General features: G+C 65.2%; 12 protein-coding genes and 1 tRNA gene. 6 read left to right on the top strand and 7 right to left on the bottom strand.

The genetic code is table 11. The features are described 5' to 3' along the window. Both ACOJB8_RS31065 and aceE read right to left on the bottom strand, forming a co-directional pair. On the bottom strand, window positions 1–1,024 hold a 1,024-nt coding region (locus ACOJB8_RS31065; protein ID WP_475016021.1), incomplete at its 3' end, for a biotin/lipoyl-containing protein. A 78-nt stretch (window positions 1,025–1,102) separates the two neighbouring features. Then, window positions 1,103–3,799, bottom strand: a complete 2,697-nt coding sequence (gene aceE, locus ACOJB8_RS31060; RefSeq protein WP_475016019.1) for a pyruvate dehydrogenase (acetyl-transferring), homodimeric type — start codon at window positions 3,797–3,799, stop codon at window positions 1,103–1,105. A gap of 295 nt (window positions 3,800–4,094) precedes the next feature. Between aceE and fixL the strand changes: the two genes are divergently transcribed. From fixL to ACOJB8_RS31040, 4 genes are all read left to right on the top strand, one after another. Continuing rightward, a complete protein-coding gene (gene fixL, locus ACOJB8_RS31055; RefSeq protein WP_368606274.1) occupies window positions 4,095–6,608 on the top strand; it encodes an oxygen sensor histidine kinase FixL in 2,514 nt (837 codons plus the stop codon). Then, complete coding sequence (gene fixJ, locus ACOJB8_RS31050) at window positions 6,605–7,252, top strand: oxygen response regulator transcription factor FixJ (protein WP_042264842.1); 648 nt, start codon at window positions 6,605–6,607, stop codon at window positions 7,250–7,252. Before fixL ends, fixJ begins: the two co-directional genes overlap by 4 nt. A 217-nt stretch (window positions 7,253–7,469) precedes the next feature. After that, window positions 7,470–8,324 carry a bifunctional methylenetetrahydrofolate dehydrogenase/methenyltetrahydrofolate cyclohydrolase FolD gene (gene folD, locus ACOJB8_RS31045; RefSeq protein ID WP_342945898.1) on the top strand — a complete coding sequence of 285 codons (855 nt, stop codon included), beginning with the start codon at window positions 7,470–7,472 and terminating at the stop codon, window positions 8,322–8,324. Window positions 8,325–8,570: 246 nt separating this feature from the next. Next, window positions 8,571–10,670, top strand: coding sequence for a M3 family metallopeptidase (locus ACOJB8_RS31040; protein WP_475016017.1), 2,100 nt, complete (start codon window positions 8,571–8,573; stop codon window positions 10,668–10,670). A gap of 83 nt (window positions 10,671–10,753) precedes the next feature. Here the strand turns inward: ACOJB8_RS31040 and ACOJB8_RS31035 are convergent, their stop codons facing one another. Both ACOJB8_RS31035 and dinB read right to left on the bottom strand, forming a co-directional pair. Beyond that, window positions 10,754–12,040, bottom strand: coding sequence for an amidohydrolase family protein (locus ACOJB8_RS31035; protein WP_475016015.1), 1,287 nt, complete (start codon window positions 12,038–12,040; stop codon window positions 10,754–10,756). A 112-nt stretch (window positions 12,041–12,152) separates the two neighbouring features. Beyond that, on the bottom strand, window positions 12,153–13,349 hold the full coding sequence (gene dinB / locus ACOJB8_RS31030; RefSeq protein ID WP_406952104.1) for a DNA polymerase IV: 1,197 nt from the start codon (window positions 13,347–13,349) through the stop codon (window positions 12,153–12,155). A 141-nt stretch (window positions 13,350–13,490) separates the two neighbouring features. Between dinB and ACOJB8_RS31025 the strand changes: the two genes are divergently transcribed. After that, window positions 13,491–14,198, top strand: coding sequence for an aspartate/glutamate racemase family protein (locus tag ACOJB8_RS31025; RefSeq protein ID WP_475016013.1), 708 nt, complete (start codon window positions 13,491–13,493; stop codon window positions 14,196–14,198). 96 nt (window positions 14,199–14,294) lie between these two features. Here ACOJB8_RS31025 and ACOJB8_RS31020 read toward each other — a convergent pair. Together ACOJB8_RS31020 and ACOJB8_RS31015 are read right to left on the bottom strand one after the other, a co-directional pair. Beyond that, window positions 14,295–14,371, bottom strand: a tRNA-Met gene (locus ACOJB8_RS31020). A gap of 136 nt (window positions 14,372–14,507) precedes the next feature. Beyond that, a complete protein-coding gene (locus tag ACOJB8_RS31015; RefSeq protein ID WP_475016011.1) occupies window positions 14,508–15,050 on the bottom strand; it encodes a PadR family transcriptional regulator in 543 nt (180 codons plus the stop codon). Window positions 15,051–15,236: 186 nt separating this feature from the next. On the opposite strand from ACOJB8_RS31015, the gene ACOJB8_RS31010 reads away from it, so the two are divergent. Next, on the top strand, window positions 15,237–16,238 hold the full coding sequence (locus ACOJB8_RS31010) for an NAD(P)H-dependent flavin oxidoreductase (protein WP_475016009.1): 1,002 nt from the start codon (window positions 15,237–15,239) through the stop codon (window positions 16,236–16,238). A gap of 61 nt (window positions 16,239–16,299) precedes the next feature. Here ACOJB8_RS31010 and ACOJB8_RS31005 read toward each other — a convergent pair whose 3' ends face one another. Further along, a complete protein-coding gene (locus ACOJB8_RS31005) occupies window positions 16,300–16,920 on the bottom strand; it encodes a 2-hydroxychromene-2-carboxylate isomerase (RefSeq protein ID WP_368606281.1) in 621 nt (206 codons plus the stop codon). Between the last annotated feature and the right edge of the window lie 52 nt (window positions 16,921–16,972).

Below are 16,972 nucleotides of genomic sequence, written 5' to 3'. Positions count from 1 at the left end.
AGATCTTCTTGATGCGCGACAGCGGCTGCGTGTCGATCGGGCCGAACTTCGTGAAGTCGACCTTCGGCCACGGCAGCAGGTTCAGGCCCGCGCCGCCCGCAGCCGGTGCGGCTGCGGCGCCGGCCGGCGCTGCGAGCGCGCCCGTCATCACGCCCTTCACGAACGCGGTGACGTCGTCCTGGGTGATGCGGCCCTTCGGACCCGTACCCGTGACACGGGCAACGTCCACGCCGAGTTCGCGCGCGAACTTGCGCACGGACGGCGAGGCATGGCTCGGACGGCTCGAGCCGCCTTCGCCTGCCGGAATGATCGGCGCCTGCGCGAGTGCCGAAGGCGCTGCGGCGGCAGCCTTGGCCGGCGCTTGCTGGGGCGCGTCCGACGGCTCTTCGACGTGCTTCGCAGCCGGTGCGGCGGCGGGTGCCGCGGCGCCTTCTGCTTCGACGACGACGATCTCGGTGCCTTCCGACACGTTGTCACCGACCTTGACCTTGATTTCCTTGACGACGCCGGCCACGGGGCTCGGCACGTCCATCGTCGCCTTGTCCGATTCGAGCGTGACGAGCGACTGCTCCTTCTCGACGCGGTCGCCGACCTTCACGCCGATCTCGATGACCGGTACGTCCTTGTAGTCGCCGATGTCGGGGACCTTGACCGACTGCACGCCGCCGCTTGCGGCGGGCGCTGCAGCGGGGGCCGGCGCAGCCGCCTGCGCGGGCGCGGCGGCAGGAGCGGCCTTCTCTGCCTTCGCGGCGGGCGCGGGAGCGGCGGGCGCAGCGCCTGCACCGGCGCCGTCCAGCACCAGCACGAGCGAGCCTTCCGACACGTTATCGCCGACCTTGACCTTCACTTCCTTGACCGTGCCCGACGCCGGGCTCGGCACGTCCATGGTCGCCTTGTCCGACTCGAGCGTGATGAGGGACTGCTCTTTTTCGACGGTATCGCCCGCCTTCACCAGCACCTCGATCACAGGAATGTCCTTGTAATCGCCGATGTCCGGCACCTTGACTTCGATCGCTTGACTCATTGTTAGTGTCTCCGGGGCCGCATACGACACGCCTCCCCGTTTCGGGGAGGCGCACATGCCATGCACAGGGGTGATGGGTTAGACGGTCATCGGGTTGGGTTTGGACGGATCGAGGTTGTACTTGGCGATCGCCTCGCCAACCACCTTGCGCTCGATCTTGCCTTCGTCTGCGAGCGCATTGAGCGCTGCAACCGTGGTCCAGTAACGATCGACTTCGAAGAAGTGACGCAGCTTCTCACGCGTGTCCGAACGGCCGAAGCCGTCGGTGCCGAGCACCACGAACTTGCGCGGCACCAGACCGCGGATCTGGTCGACCAGCGCGCGCACGTAGTCGGTGGAAGCGATGATCGGACCTTGCGTGCCCTTGAGCAGCTTCTCGACGTGCGATTCGCGGCGCGGCTCGCTCGGGTGCAGCAGGTTCCAGCGCTCGACTTCATGACCTTCGCGAGCGAGTTCGGTGAAGCTCGGCACGCTCCAGAGATCGGCTTCGACGCCCCAGTCGTTCTTCAGCAGGTCAGCGGCCGCGATCACTTCGTTGAAGATCGTGCCCGCGCCCATCAGCTGAACGCGCGGCGCCTTGGCGTTCGCGTCGGCCTTGCGGAACGAGTACATGCCCTTGATGATGTCGGCCGCCACGCTCTCGCCCTGCGGAATCGCCGGGTGCTCGTAGTTCTCGTTCATCACCGTGACGTAATAGAACACGTCTTCCTGGTCCTGCACCATGCGGCGCAGACCGTCCTGCATGATGACCGCGAGTTCATAGCCGAACGTCGGGTCGTAGCTCACGCAGTTCGGCACCGAAGCCGCCCACAGGAGCGAGTGGCCGTCTTCGTGCTGCAGACCTTCGCCGTTGAGCGTGGTACGGCCCGCCGTGCCGCCCAGCAGGAAGCCGCGCGAGCGCATGTCGCCTGCGGCCCAGGCCAGGTCGCCGATACGCTGGAAGCCGAACATCGAGTAGAAGATGTAGAACGGGATCATGATCTCGCCGTGCGTCGAGTACGACGTCGCAGCTGCGATCCAGTCCGACATGCCGCCGGCTTCGTTGATGCCTTCCTGCAGGATCTGACCGGTTTCCGATTCCTTGTAGAACATCAGCTGGTCGGAATCTTCCGGCACGTACTTCTGGCCTTGCTGATTCCAGATGCCGATCTGGCGGAACAGGCCTTCCATACCGAAGGTACGCGACTCGTCCGGCACGATCGGCACGACGCGCTTGCCGAGCGCCTTGTCCTTCAGCAGGATGTTCAGGATCCGCACGAACGCCATCGTCGTGGAGATCTCGCGGCCTTCGCCCGTGCCCTTGAGCAGCGGCTCGAATGCGTCGAGCGCCGGCACCGGCAGCGACTCGGCCTTCTGGCGGCGAGCCGGGAGATAACCGCCGAGGTCCATGCGCTTCTGGCGCATGTACTCGAGTTCCTTCGAGCCTTCTTCGAACGTGAGGTACGGCACGTCGACGATCTGCTCGTCCGTGATCGGCAGGCGGAACTGGTCGCGGAACTTCTTGAGCTGATCCACCTGCATCTTCTTCTGCTGGTGGGTGATGTTCATGGCCTGGCCGGCTTCGCCCATGCCGTAGCCCTTGATCGTCTTCGCGAGGATGACGGTCGGCTGGCCCTTCGAGTTCGAAGCTTCGTGGAATGCCGCGTAGATCTTGTGCGGGTCATGGCCGCCGCGGTTCAGGTTCCAGATGTCGTCGTCGGACCAGTCGGCGACCAGCGCCTTCAGTTCCGGCGTATTGAAGAAGTGCTCGCGCACGAACGCGCCCGACTCCGACTTGTACGTCTGGTACTCGCCGTCGACCACTTCCATCATGCGGCGCATCAGCGCGCCCGACTTGTCGCGTGCGAAGAGCGCGTCCCAGCGGCTGCCCCAGATGACCTTGACGACGTTCCAGCCGGCGCCGCGGAACTCGCTTTCGAGTTCCTGGATGATCTTGCCGTTACCGCGCACCGGGCCGTCGAGGCGCTGCAGGTTGCAGTTGATGACGAACACGAGGTTGTCCAGACGCTCGCGGCCGGCCATGCCGATCGCGCCGAGCGATTCCGGCTCGTCCGTTTCGCCGTCGCCGAGGAAGGCCCAGACCTTGCGGCCGTCGGTCTTGGCAATGCCGCGCGCCTGCAGGTACTTCATGAAGCGCGCCTGGTAGATCGCCATGATCGGGCCGAGACCCATCGAGACGGTCGGGAACTGCCAGAAGTCCGGCATGAGCCACGGGTGCGGGTACGACGAGATGCCCTCGCCGCCCACTTCCTGGCGGAAGTTGTCGAGCTGCTTTTCGGTCAGGCGGCCGAGCAGGAACGCGCGCGAGTAGACGCCCGGCGACGAGTGGCCCTGCACGAACACGAGGTCGCCGCCATGCTCGGCGGAAGGCGCGCGCCAGAAGTGGTTGTAGCCGACGTCATAGAGCGTGGCCGCCGATGCGAACGAAGCGATGTGGCCGCCCACGTTCGTGTGCTTGCCCGCGCGCAGCACCATGGCCATGGCGTTCCAGCGCGTGTACGAGCGGATGCGGTGTTCGATGTCCTGGTCGCCCGGGTTCCTGGCCTGGTTGGCGACGGGGATCGTGTTGATGTACGGCGTGTTCGCCGAGAACGGCAGATGCTCGCCGTGCACACGGGCGAATTCGATCTGCTTTTCGATCAGGTAGTGGGCGCGATCAGGGCCGACAGTCGAAATGACGCCGTCCAGCGCTTCAAGCCATTCGGCGGTTTCCTGGGGATCCTCGTCCTTGTCGGCGGCAACGTACTTGAGGACTTCGTCGGGTACAGCGGACATGCTCGTCTCCTGAATATAGGGGAACGCTGTTGATCGGACCATGCGGGCGGCAACGCTTAAGACGTGACCGGGCCAACCGCAGCAGCTTCGGGGCGATTGTAATGACCCCCCTGACCATTGCGCAACAAAATTTTCGAATTGCGAGATGCGATTTTATAATGCGAAAAATTGCTGCAGCGCACGCTTAATCGTTCGCGCCCTTGAGCCGATAACGGCCAGTTTGCACCTGTTTATCGGCGATTTACGGCTTTTTTCGCGGCATTTCCGTGTCTTACGCTGAGCTACAATCCTTGCCATGTTGACCGAACGGCTTTTCGCACGCTCGGCGCGGCCGCCCGGAACGCCCGGCGAGTCGTCGCCGTCTCGCTGGCACCACGGACCCTGGTGGTCGAATTCCTATTTGCTGACGCCGCTCCTGTCGATCCTCGTGTTCCTGATCGTCATGAGCCTGATCTTGTGGAGCCTGAACCGCCGCGAGCAACAGCAGCAGGAAGACACGCTCTACCGCAACGTCGCATGGGCCCAGCAGCAGATCCGGCTATCCATGACAGGCGCGCAGGAGCAGTTGCAGGCGCTCGCTCGCGACCTCGCCGCGGGCCACAGCGATCCGCAGTATTTCCAGACGTCCACCACGGACATCATGCAGGGCCATCCGGAGATCCTCTATCTCAACTGGTACACGAGCCAGGAGGCGCCGCGCTGGCCCAACACGGCGATGCCGGTCTTCGGCCAGCGCCTCGCGAAGCCCAACGACGCGCAAATGGACGAGGCCGTGAAGGCCGCTTTCGCCGAGGCGCGCGCCACGCGCCGCCAGGTGTATTCGCCGCTTATTTACGACGACGTCGGTAACGGCTACATCACGCTGCAAACGCCGGTATACCGCGATCGTGAATTTCTTGGGTCGATCGCGGCCGTGTTTTCGGTCGAAGGCATCCTGAAGCACGACATCCCATCTGAGCTGTCGGCCAAGTACAAGATTTCGATCCTCGACGCGAACAACCGCGAGCTCGCCACGACCTCGACGCGCCCGCGCCTGCCGCGCGACGTCTATTACGACCTGCCGCTCGATCCGCCCGGCCAGGGCGTGTCGGTACGCGTGTACTCGTATCCGCAGATGACCAACTTCACGAACAACACGCTCGTGTGGCTGGTCGCGGGGCTGTCGTGTTTCGTGCTGTGGAGCCTCTGGAGCCTCTGGAAGCACACGCGCCAGCGCTTCGAGGCGCAGCAGGCACTCTATGCGGAGGCGTTCTTCCGCCGCGCGATGGAAAACTCGGTGCTGATCGGCATGCGCGTGCTCGACATGCACGGCCGCATCACGCACGTGAACCCGGCGTTCTGCCGCATGACCGGCTGGGACGAAAGCGACCTCGTGGGCAAGAACGCACCGTTCCCCTACTGGCCGCGCGACGCCTACCCCGAAATGCAGCGCCAGCTCGACATGACGCTGCGTGGCAAGGCGCCCTCCTCGGGGTTCGAACTGCGCGTGCGGCGCAAGGACGGCTCGCAGTTCCATGCGCGCCTCTATGTCTCGCCGCTCATCGACAGCTCGGGCCGCCAGACTGGCTGGATGTCGTCGATGACCGACATCACGGAGCCCAAGCGCGCACGCGAAGAACTCGCCGCCGCGCACGAGCGCTTCACCACCGTGCTGGAAAGCCTCGACGCCGCCGTCTCGGTGCTCGCCGCCGACGAAGCCGAACTGTTGTTTGCGAACCGCTACTACCGCCACCTCTTCGGCATCCGCCCGGACGGCCATCTGGAACTCGCGGGCGGCGGCGGCTTCGATTCGGCGAGCGCCTCTTCCGATTCGATCGACATGGTCGACGCCTTCGCCGGCCTGCCCGCCACCGCGCTCACCGAGAGCACGGCGGACGCGCAGGAGGTCTATGTCGAGAGCATCCAGAAGTGGTTCGAAGTGCGCCGCCAGTACATCCAGTGGGTGGACGGCCACCTCGCGCAGATGCAGATCGCGACCGACATCACCACGCGCAAGCAGGCGCAGGAACTGGCTCGCCAGCAGGACGAAAAGCTCCAGTTCACGAGCCGCCTGATGACGATGGGCGAAATGGCCTCGTCGCTCGCGCACGAGCTGAACCAGCCGCTCGCCGCGATCAACAATTATGCCTCGGGCACCGTCGCGCTCGTGAAGTCGGGCCGTGCCGCGCCCGACAACCTGCTGCCCGTGCTCGAGAAAACGGCGCAGCAAGCCGTGCGCGCGGGCATGATCATCAAGCGCATCCGCGAGTTTGTGAAACGCTCCGAGCCCAAGCGGCAGGCCACGCGCGTAGCCGACATCGTCGCCGACGCGGTGGGTCTCGCCGAAATCGAGGCGCGCAAGCGCCGCATCCGCATCGTGACCGACATGCGCTCGCGCATGCCCGTGATCTACGTCGATCCGGTGCTGATCGAACAGGTGCTCGTCAACCTCTTGAAGAACGCCGCGGAAGCCATGGCCGAAGCGCGCCCGAATGCGATCGACCCGGTGATCCGCGTGATCGTGAAGCGCGAAGGCGGCAACGTCTGCATCAGCGTGGTCGATCAAGGCCCCGGCGTCGACGAAGCCACGGCCGAGCGTCTCTTCGAACCCTTCTACAGCACCAAGTCGGACGGCATGGGCATGGGCCTGAACATCTGCCGTTCCATCATCGAATCGCACCGCGGGCGTCTCTGGGTGGTCAACAACGTCGAATCCGACGGCCACATCAGCGGCGCAACGTTCCATTGCAGTCTGCCTATCGGCGAATCGGACACCCCCTCGCGGAACACCGACGAACCGACTCCACAAACCGTTACGGGAGAGCCATGAACAGCCCAGTCACCACCCAGGAAACCGTCTTTGTTGTCGATGACGACGAGGCCGTACGAGATTCCCTGCGTTGGCTCCTCGAAGCGAACGGCTACCGCGTCCAGTGTTTCAACAGCGCGGAGGAGTTCCTCGAGGCGTACCAGCCGGCGCAACAAGCCGGGCAGATCGCCTGCATGATTCTGGACGTGCGCATGCAAGGCATGAGCGGCCTCGAACTGCAGGAACGTCTGATCGCCGAAAACGCCTCGCTGCCGATCATCTTCGTGACGGGCCACGGCGACGTGCCGATGGCCGTTTCGACCATGAAGAAGGGCGCGATGGACTTCATCGAGAAGCCCTTCGACGAAGCCGAGCTGCGCAAGCTGGTGGAGCGCATGCTCGACAAGGCGCGCAACGAAAGCACCAACGTGCAGCAACAGCGCGCGGCCGCCGAACGCCTCGGCAAGCTCACGGCGCGCGAGCACCAGGTGCTCGAGCGCATCATCGCGGGCCGCCTGAACAAGCAGATCGCCGACGACCTCGGGATCAGCATCAAGACGGTGGAGGCGCACCGCGCCAACATCATGGAGAAGCTCAACGTCAACACGGTCGCCGACCTGCTGCGACTGGCGCTCTCCAACAAGCCGCAACAAGCGCAGCAGTAAGCACGTCTTTCTCCGGCAGCATGCATGCGCACCCACGGCGCGCGCATGCTGCCGCCGGCGTCTCGCCGCGACCCTCTTTCCGCCCCCCATCGTCCGTTCAGGCAGGAGCACGGCCGCTGCGCGGGTATAATATCGGCCTTCGAATGGCGCCCGCCCACGCGCGCCAGCGCTCGCGCCCACACGAGCCCGCATAGCCCACTCTCGACCCCGACCGACCATGACTGCCACTATCATCGACGGCAACGCCCTCTCCAGGAAACTGCGCGCGCAAGTCGCTACGCGCGCCGCCGCCCTCACCGCCCGCGGCCATCAGCCGGGACTCGCCGTCGTGCTGGTCGGCGACAATCCGGCAAGCGAGGTCTACGTGCGCAACAAGGTCAAGGCCTGCGAGGACAACGGCCTCTACTCGTCGTACGACCGCTATCCCGACTCGCTTTCCGAAGCCGACCTGCTCAAGCGCATCGACGAGTTGAACCGCGACCCGAAAATCAACGGCATTCTCGTGCAGTTGCCGCTGCCGAAGCACATCGACAGCCACAAGGTGATCGAAGCCATCGCGCCCGAGAAGGACGTGGACGGCTTTCACGTCGCCAACGCGGGCGCGCTCATGACGGGCCAGCCGCTCTTTCGCCCCTGCACGCCCTATGGCGTGATGAAGATGTTCGAGGAATACGAGATCCCGCTCGAAGGCGCGAACGCCGTGGTGATCGGCCGCTCGAACATCGTCGGCAAGCCGATGGCGCTCCTGCTGCTCGAAAAGGGCGCGACGGTCACGATCTGCCACAGCAAGACGCGCGACCTCGCGAAGCACACGCGCGACGCCGACATCGTGGTCGCCGCGGTGGGCAAGCGCAACGTGCTGAGCGCCGACATGGTCAAGCCCGGCGCGACCGTGATCGACGTGGGCATGAATCGCGACGACAACGGCAAGCTCTGCGGCGACGTCGATTTTGCGGGCCTGAAGGACGTGGCCGGCTTCATCACGCCGGTGCCGGGCGGCGTCGGCCCGATGACCATCACGATGCTCCTCGTGAACACGATCGAAGCCGCGGAGCGCGCGGCAGGCGCGTAAGCAGCACGCGACGCCGCGTCGCGGCATGACGTTCCCGAAGCGGCCCACCACGGGCCGCTTTCTTTTTGCGGCGCCGCCCGCCTGAACGAGTACAGCCGCGATTGCGGCACCGCCCCCCGACATCTGTTAATTTGCTCGGATAACCCGGTTGGAAAGCGCGCCTGGCGCCCCAATACTCTGGCTATCGGGCGCGCGCATGCCGCGCCCCGGTCCACTAACCCGCGACAGACAGGAACAGGAAGCATCATGGCTACTACCCCCTCCGACAATCCGCTCCTCGACTTCACCGGACTGCCGCGCTTTGGCGAAATCCGCCCCGAACACGTGACGCCCGCGCTCGACGTCCTGCTCGCGAACGCGAAGGCCGCGGTCGAGCGCGCCGCGCAACCCATGACGCCCGCGCAATGGAGCGACGTGGTCGAGCCGGTCGAGCGCGCCAGCGAGCCGCTTTCGCGCGCCTGGGGCGTGGTCGGCCACCTGAACGCCGTCGCCGACACGCCGGAGCTGCGCGCCGCCCACGGCGAGAACCTGCCGCGCGTGACCGAATTCTGGTCGAGCGTCGGCCAGAATCTCGAGCTCTTCAAGAAGTACAAGGCCATTACGAATCACAACTCGTTCGAGCTGCTCTCGGGCGAGCGCAAGAAGATCCTCGACAACTCGCTGCGCGACTTCCGCCTCTCCGGGGCGGAACTGCCCGAAGACCAGAAACCGCGCTTCGCCGAGCTGCAGGAGCGCCAGGCCGCGCTCGCCAAAGCCTTCTCCGACCACGTGCTCGACGCGACCAATGGCTACGCGTTCTATGCCACGAATGAAGCCGACCTCGCGGGCCTGCCCGAGGACGTGATCGCCGCCGCGCGCGAAGCCGCCGAGCGCGAGAACAAGGAAGGCTGGAAGTTCACGCTGCACTTCCCCTCGTACTTCCCGGTGCTGCAGTACTCGGAAAACCGCGCGATGCGCGAGACGATGTACCGCGCCTACGTCACACGCGCGTCCGAGCTGGGCCCCGTCTACGGCGGCGGCAAGGCCGAATGGGACAACACGGCGATCATCGAGGAGCAACTGAAGCTGCGCGCCGAAGAAGCGAAGATGCTCGGCTACGACAACTTCGCCGAAGTCTCGCTCACGCCGAAGATGGCGGAAACGCCGGCTCAGGTGATGAGCTTCCTCGAAGACCTCGCCACGCGCGCGCGCCCGCACGCCGAAAAGGACTGGGAAGAGCTGCGCGAGTTCGCCACGAGTGAACTGGGCCTCACGCAGATCGAGCCGTGGGACATGGCATTCGCCGCCGAGCGTCTGCGCCAGAAGCGCTACTCGTTTTCGGAAAATGAAGTGAAGCAGTACTTCCCGGAAGACTTCGTGCTGCAGGGCCTCTTCAAGGTCACGGAAACGCTCTTTGGCGTGCGCATCCGCCCGGACAGCGCGCCGGTGTGGAATCCCGATGTGCGTTTCTTCCGCGTGGAAAACGCGGACGGCACGCTCGTCGCGCAGTTTTATCTCGACCTCTATGCACGCGAAGGCAAGCGCGGCGGCGCATGGATGGACGACGCCCGCTCGCGCCGCAAGCTCGAAGGCAACGACGTGCAAACGCCCGTCGCGTATCTCACGTGCAACTTCTCGGCGCCGGTCGGCGGCCGCCCCGCGTGCTTCACGCACGACGAAGTCATTACGCTCTTCCACGAGTTCGGTCACGGCCTGCACCACATGCTCACGCGTGTGGACGAACTGGGCGTGTCGGGCATCAACGGCGTGGAGTGGGATGCCGTCGAATTGCCCTCGCAGTTCATGGAAAACTTCTGCTGGGAATGGGACGTAGTGCGCGAAATGAGCTCGCACGTCGAAACCGCCAGGCCGCTGCCGCGCGAACTCTTCGACAAGATGCTCGCCGCGAAGAACTTCCAGAGCGGTCTCGGCACGCTGCGCCAGATCGTGTTCTCGATGTTCGACATGGCGCTGCACGTGGACTTCGACGCTTCGAAGGGCAAGAGCGCGAACGACCTCGCACGCGAGATCAACGAGCGCTACCACGTCATTCCGCAGGCATCGTTCTCGCGCTGGCCGAACACGTTCAGCCACATCTTCGCGGGCGGCTACGCGGCCGGCTATTACAGCTACAAGTGGGCCGAAGTGCTTTCCGCCGATGCCTATGCAGCCTTCGAGGAAGCCGCGCAGGCCGCGAAGTCGAGCGTGCTCGACGAAGCGACCGGCACGCGCTACCGCAAGGAAATTCTGGAAGTGGGCGGCAGCCGCCCGGCGATGGAATCGTTCAAGGCCTTCCGCGGCCGCGAGCCGAACATCGACGCGCTGCTGCGCCACAACGGCATGGAGCAGCCGCCGGCACAGCAGTGAACGCGTGACTCGCTCGTAAGCGATCCGAACTAAAACCGCGCATGGGTGTGGAACCCATACGCGGTTTTTTATTGCCCCGCGTTTTATCGATACAGCCTGAAGTCGACGCTTGGCGGCCGACCTTCGAGTGCAAGCGCCGCGCGCTGCGCGGGTTGCCGGCTCACCACCCTGCCCCGGCTCACGACCGCGAGCCGCGCCGCGCGCAGCCGGATCGCCTCGATGGGATCGCGCGCGTCGAGCACCACGAGATTCGCCGCGCAACCGGGCGCCACGCCGTAGCCTTCGAGGCCGAGGATCGTCGCGGCATTCACGGTCACCGCGTCGAACGAGGCGCGCGAGGCCTCGGTGCCCGTCATTTGCGCGACGTGCAGGCCCATGTGCGCGACTTCGAGCATGTCGCCCGAGCCGAAGCTGTACCACGGGTCCATCACGCAGTCATGGCCGAACGCGACGGTCACGCCTGCCGCCATCAACTCGGGCACGCGCGTCATGCCGCGGCGCTTCGGATAGGTATCGGCGCGCCCTTGCAGCGTGATATTGATGAGCGGATTCGCGATCGCCGCGACACCCGACTCGCGCATGAGCGGGATCAGCTTGCTCACGTAGTAGTTGTCCATCGAATGCATCGACGTGAGATGCGAGCCGGCTACGCGCCCATGCAGGCCCAACCGGTGCGTTTGCGCCGCGAGCGTTTCGATGTGGCGCGAGAGCGGGTCGTCGGATTCGTCGCAATGCATGTCCACGCGCAGGCCCTTGTCGGCGGCGAACTCGCAGAGCAGGCGCACCGATTCGGCGCCGTCGGCCATCGTGCGCTCGGAGTGGGGAATGCCGCCCACCACGTCCACCCCCATCGCGATCGCGCGCTTGAGATTGTCGAATGCACCGGGGCTGCGCAATACGCCATCCTGCGGAAACGCCACGAGTTGGAGATCGAGATACGACGCGACGCGGCGCTTCACTTCGAGCAGCGCTTCGACCGCGAGTAGCCGTGCGTCGCACACGTCGACGTGCGAGCGGATCGCGAGAAGCCCGCGCGCGACGGCCCAGTCGCAGTACTGCAGCGCGCGCTCGACGAGCGCCTCCTGCGTGAGATGCGGCTTGAGCTCGCCCCACAGCGCGATGCCCTCCAGCAGCGTGCCCGATGCATTCACGCGCGGCAGGCCGTACGAGAGCGTGGCGTCCATGTGGAAATGCGCATCGACGAACGGCGCACTCACGAGCGCGCCCGCGGCGTCGATCTCCTCGCGCGCCCCGGTCGCGAGGTGCGGCTCCACCGCGGTAATGCGCCCCGCCTCGATGCCGATATCCACCGTGGGATACCCGGCGGGATGCGCATGCGCGAGCACCGCGCGGCGAATGATCAGGTCCATCTGCGGCTCCTTGTTCTGGCGTGGTGGCGTGGCACTTTCGTTTCGGCTCGCGTCGATTCTATCGGCGCCAGAATGGCGCCGCCAGCGGCGTGGCCCCCTCCACGCGAAGGCATCACACGAGCGCGCTCGGGCCATCGTCTTCCGCTGGGTCGTCGTCGAAAAGCGCGAACTGCCCGCGCAACGCCGGGCTCTCCTCTTCGAGCCGCACGCCCACGCCGAGCAGCCGCACCGCCAGCTTGCGTCGCGCGAGCCCCTTTTCGAGCATCAGCAGCAGGGTGCGCACATCGGTGGAACTGGCCACACACTCGACCGTCGTGCGCTGGAAGTCGGCGAAGCGGATCTTCACGAAGAGCTTGCGCACGGCGTGCGCGCAACCCGCGCGTTCGATGCGCGCGTCGAGCTGCACTGCAAGACGCTGGAGCTCCTCGCTGCACGCTTCGAGCGTGAGCAGATCGTCCACGTAGGTCGTCTCGACGCTCACCGACTTGCGCTCCTGATCGGCGCGCACGGGCCGGTCGTCCAGGCCGCGCGCGAGTTCGTAGAGCCGCTTGCCGAACACGCCGAAATGCCGATGCAGGTCGAACAGCGACCATGTGCGCAGTTGCGCGCAGGTGGTGAGCCCGAGGTTTTCGAGCTTCGCTGCCGTGACCTTGCCGACGCCATGAATCTTGCGCACCGGCAGCGCAGCGATGAAGGCATCGACTTCAGGCGGACGCACGACGAAGAGGCCATCGGGCTTGTTCCAGTCCGAGGCGATCTTGGCGATGAACTTGTTCGGCGCGACGCCGGCCGATACCGTCACGCCCACGGTTTCGCGCACGCGCGCGCGTATTTCCTCGGCGATCAGCGTGGCGCTGCCTTTGCAGCGCGAGGCGCGCGTGACGTCGAGATAGGCTTCGTCGAGCGAGAGCGGTTCGACGTCGGGCGTGTAGTCCCGGTAGATCGCCATGATCGCGCGCGAGGCGGTGCGGTACTTCTCCATCGCCGTGGGCAGGATCAAGAGCTCGGGGCACTTGCGCATGGCGAGCGCCGAGGACATCGCCGAATGAATGCCGAAGCGCCGCGCCTCGTAGTTGCAGGTGGCGATCACGCCGCGCTGGTCGGGCCGGCCGCCCACCGCGAGCGGACGGCCGCGCAACGAGGGGTCGTCGCGCATTTCGACCGACGCATAGAAGCAGTCGCAGTCGCAATGGATGATCTTGCGAGCGGCGGCGGCAAGTGCGGCGGCGGTGCGCCCCGGGTCGGGTGCAGGCGGCGGCGCGAGGTCGGAAGAAGGCGAGGTCACGGTCCCGATACTGTACAAAAACACAGTATTATTTTCAAGACAAGTGTCCGCGCCCTTTGTCGGCTCCCGTACCGCTTCGGATCGGCCGGACCGTCTCTGGACTGCTGGCTGCGCGGGCCTATACTCGTGCGGACTGAACAGGCCACGAGCGTGAGGAACGAATCGATGAAGACAATCGGGGTGATTGGGGGGATGAGCTGGGAATCGTCGGCCGAGTATTACCGGCTGCTGAACCGCCACGCCAAGGCGCGTCTGGGCGGCCATCACAACGCGCGCAGCCTGATGGTGACCGTAGACTTCGCGCAGGTCGAAGCGCTCCAGCGCGCGGGCAACTGGGACGCGCTAGGCGTGCAGATGGCCGAGGCCGCGCAGCAGCTCGAACGCGGCGGCGCCGATATCGTGCTGCTCGCGACGAACACGATGCACCGCGTGCGCGCGGCAATCGAGGCGACGATTTCGATCCCCTTCCTGCATATCGCGGACCCGACCGGCCAGGCGTTGCGCGCCGCCGGCTTCGCGCGCGCGGGCCTGCTCGGCACGCGCTACACGATGGAACAGGACTTCTACGTGGGACGATTGCGCGAGGCGCACGGCATCGAAGCGATCGTGCCGAACGAACACGATCGCGCGGACGTGCATCGGATCATCTACGACGAGCTGTGTCACGGCAACGTCGATGCGCAGTCGCGGCGCGTGTATCAGCGCGTGATCGATGACCTCGCGGCACGCGGCGCGCAGGCGGTCATTCTCGGCTGCACGGAAATCACGCTGCTCATCGGGCAGAACGATTCTGCCCTGCCGGTGTTCGACACGACCGCGTTGCACGCGCAGGCTGCGGTGGATTGGGCGATTGCGAGCGAAGCAGGTGCTTAGCGCGATGGCGCTCGTGGCTGCTTCGAGATGCAGAAAACAAAAAACCCGCTTGAGCGGGTTCATTGATTGGCACGAGGCCTTGCTACTTAAGACGTTTGGTTGCGGGGGTAGGATTTGAACCTACGACCTTCGGGTTATGAGCCCGACGAGCTGCCAGACTGCTCCACCCCGCGTCCGTCAGAGAAAAGAATTATAGGGTGCAGAGACCGCTCCGTCAAGCGTCTTTTTCACATCACTGAAACATCACGCGTTCGGGCATCATCGAGCCGGCGATCACACAGCGGGAATTACTTCGGACAACCTGGCACATCACTGTGCCTGCAAAGGTTCCACCAGCGTGCGCACCTCTTCCGCCCAGGCAAGCCACATCTCCTGCGTATGAATGCCCGCCTTGAGGATCGCGTACTGCAACTGCTGCCCGCGCGTGAGCGACGCCGCGCCGAAATCGCGCCGCTCGATCTCCCGATACGTCGCGAGCCGTGCACGATTTTCTTCGATGAGCCGCGCGAGTTCCTCGGCGAGGCCAAGCGGCCCGATCACGGCATCGGCGCGCAGCTTGAGCAGAAACACGTTGCGCGAGTCGAGGTCGAGCGCGGTCTCGCGCACCCAGCGCGCCACTTCATCCCGCCCGACCGGCAATACGCAATACACCTTCTTGCGCGACGCGGCGGCGGTCTCGTCCTCGATGACCGACACCCATCCCGCGTCGACCATGCGGCCCAACTCGCGATAGATCTGCTGATGGGTGGCGTGCCAGAAGTAGCCGATTGCGCGATCGAAGCGGCGCGCGAGGTCGTAGCCTGACGAAGGCTTTTCCAGCAAGGCGATGAGGATGGCATGCGGCGTCGACATGCGGCGATTCTAAACCACGCCTCGCCCGATACCGGATCTGTTGCGGATCGAATTTTCCATCTATGCAACTGGTTGCATAGTTTCGACGGCTTTGCTATGTTTGAATCTGCCAGCCGGCGCGCACGCCGGCGCATCGAATCACGCGAGGGCAGCCGCACCCGGCGGCCCCCAGTCTAGGAGATATGGATGTCCCTGCCCGCCGTGCTGCGCCGCGGCCTGTCGATTCCGGTCGTCGGCTCGCCCCTCTTCATCATTTCGAATCCCGATCTCGTGATCGCCCAGTGCAAGGCGGGCGTCGTCGGCTCGTTCCCCGCGCTCAATGCGCGGCCCGAGCACGTGCTGGGCGAATGGCTCGACCGCATCACCACCGAACTCGCCGAGTACAACGCGAAGCACCCGGACGCCCCGGCGGCGCCCTTCGCCGTCAACCAGATCGTGCACAAGTCGAACGACCGCCTCGAGCACGACCTTGGCGTGTGCGCCCAATACAAGGTTCCGATCGTCATCACGTCGCTCGGCGCGCGCGAAGAGGTCAACCACGCGATCCACGCATGGGGCGGCATCGTGCTGCACGACGTCATCAACAACACGTTCGCGAAGAAGGCCATCGAGAAAGGCGCGGACGGCCTGATCGCCGTGGCCGCCGGTGCGGGCGGCCACGCGGGCACGCTCTCGCCGTTCGCCCTCATCCACGAGATTCGCGAATGGTTCGACGGCCCCCTGCTGCTGTCGGGCGCGATCGGCAACGGCAACGCGATTCTCGCGGCGCAGGCGGCGGGCGCCGATCTCGCCTATATCGGCTCGGCGTTCATCGCCACGCGTGAAGCGAATGCCGTCGACGCCTACAAGCAGATGATCGTCGAAGGCAGCGCGGGCGATATCGTGTACTCGAATCTCTTCACGGGCGTGCACGGCAACTATCTGCGCCAGAGCATCGTGGCGAGTGGTCTCGATCCGGAGGCGCTGCCGCAGTCGGATCCGTCGGCGATGAATTTCGGCTCGACGCGCGTGAAGCCGTGGAAGGACATCTGGGGCTCGGGCCAGGGCATCGGCGCGGTAAAGAGCATCGTCCCGGCGGCTGAACTCATCGCGCGTTTGAAGCGCGAATACGAGGCGGCGCGCGTGCGTCTCGGCGTGGTGAGCGCGCCGCTAGCCGAGCAACAATCCGTAGAACAAGCCGCGCTCTGATGCGCAGCGCGAGGCGGGAGCGATCATGCCGCATCCGCCTCGCCTCGTGATGCAACGCCTTTTACGCGTGCGACTTCACGCGCGCGATTTCCTCTTCGACGTCGCGCAGTTGATCCTTGCCGAAGTACATTTCCTCGCCGACGAAGAACGTCGGCGAACCGAACGCGCCGCGCTCGAACGCCGACTGCGTGTTCGCAAGCAGCGCGGCTTTCACATCGGCGTCCTGAATCGCCGTTTCGAATGCCGTGGCATCGAGGCCGTCCGCCTCCAGCGCCGCGCGGATCACGGCGGGGTCGTCCATCTCGAGGCCCTCTTCCCACATGTGCGCGAACATGCGGTCCACGTAGCGCTCGAACGTGCCGAAGCGCTGCGCCGCAATCGCGCCGCGCATGATCTGCAATGTATTCACCGGGAAGTGCGGATTGGGCCGATAAGCGCTCAGCCCATGCCGCTCAATGAAGCGCCGCATCTCGAGCATCATGAATTTGCGCTTGTTTTCGATGTCCGCGAACGCCTCGGCCGGCGAGCGATTGCCGCTCAGCTTGAAGAGGCCGCCAAGCAGGATCGGCACATACTCGAAACGCACCTGCCGGCGCGCTTCGATGCCGCCGATCACCTTGTGGCACAGGTAAGCGTTAGGACTGCCGAAGTCGAATAGAAACTGCACCTTGATGTCAGCCATCGTGTCTCCCCTATGTGAATTCGCGCACCTTTGCCCGAGCGCGCCGACGTCC

This window comes from Paraburkholderia sp. BR10141 (genome assembly GCF_056155635.1).
This window is presented reverse-complemented; position numbering and strand designations above follow the sequence as displayed.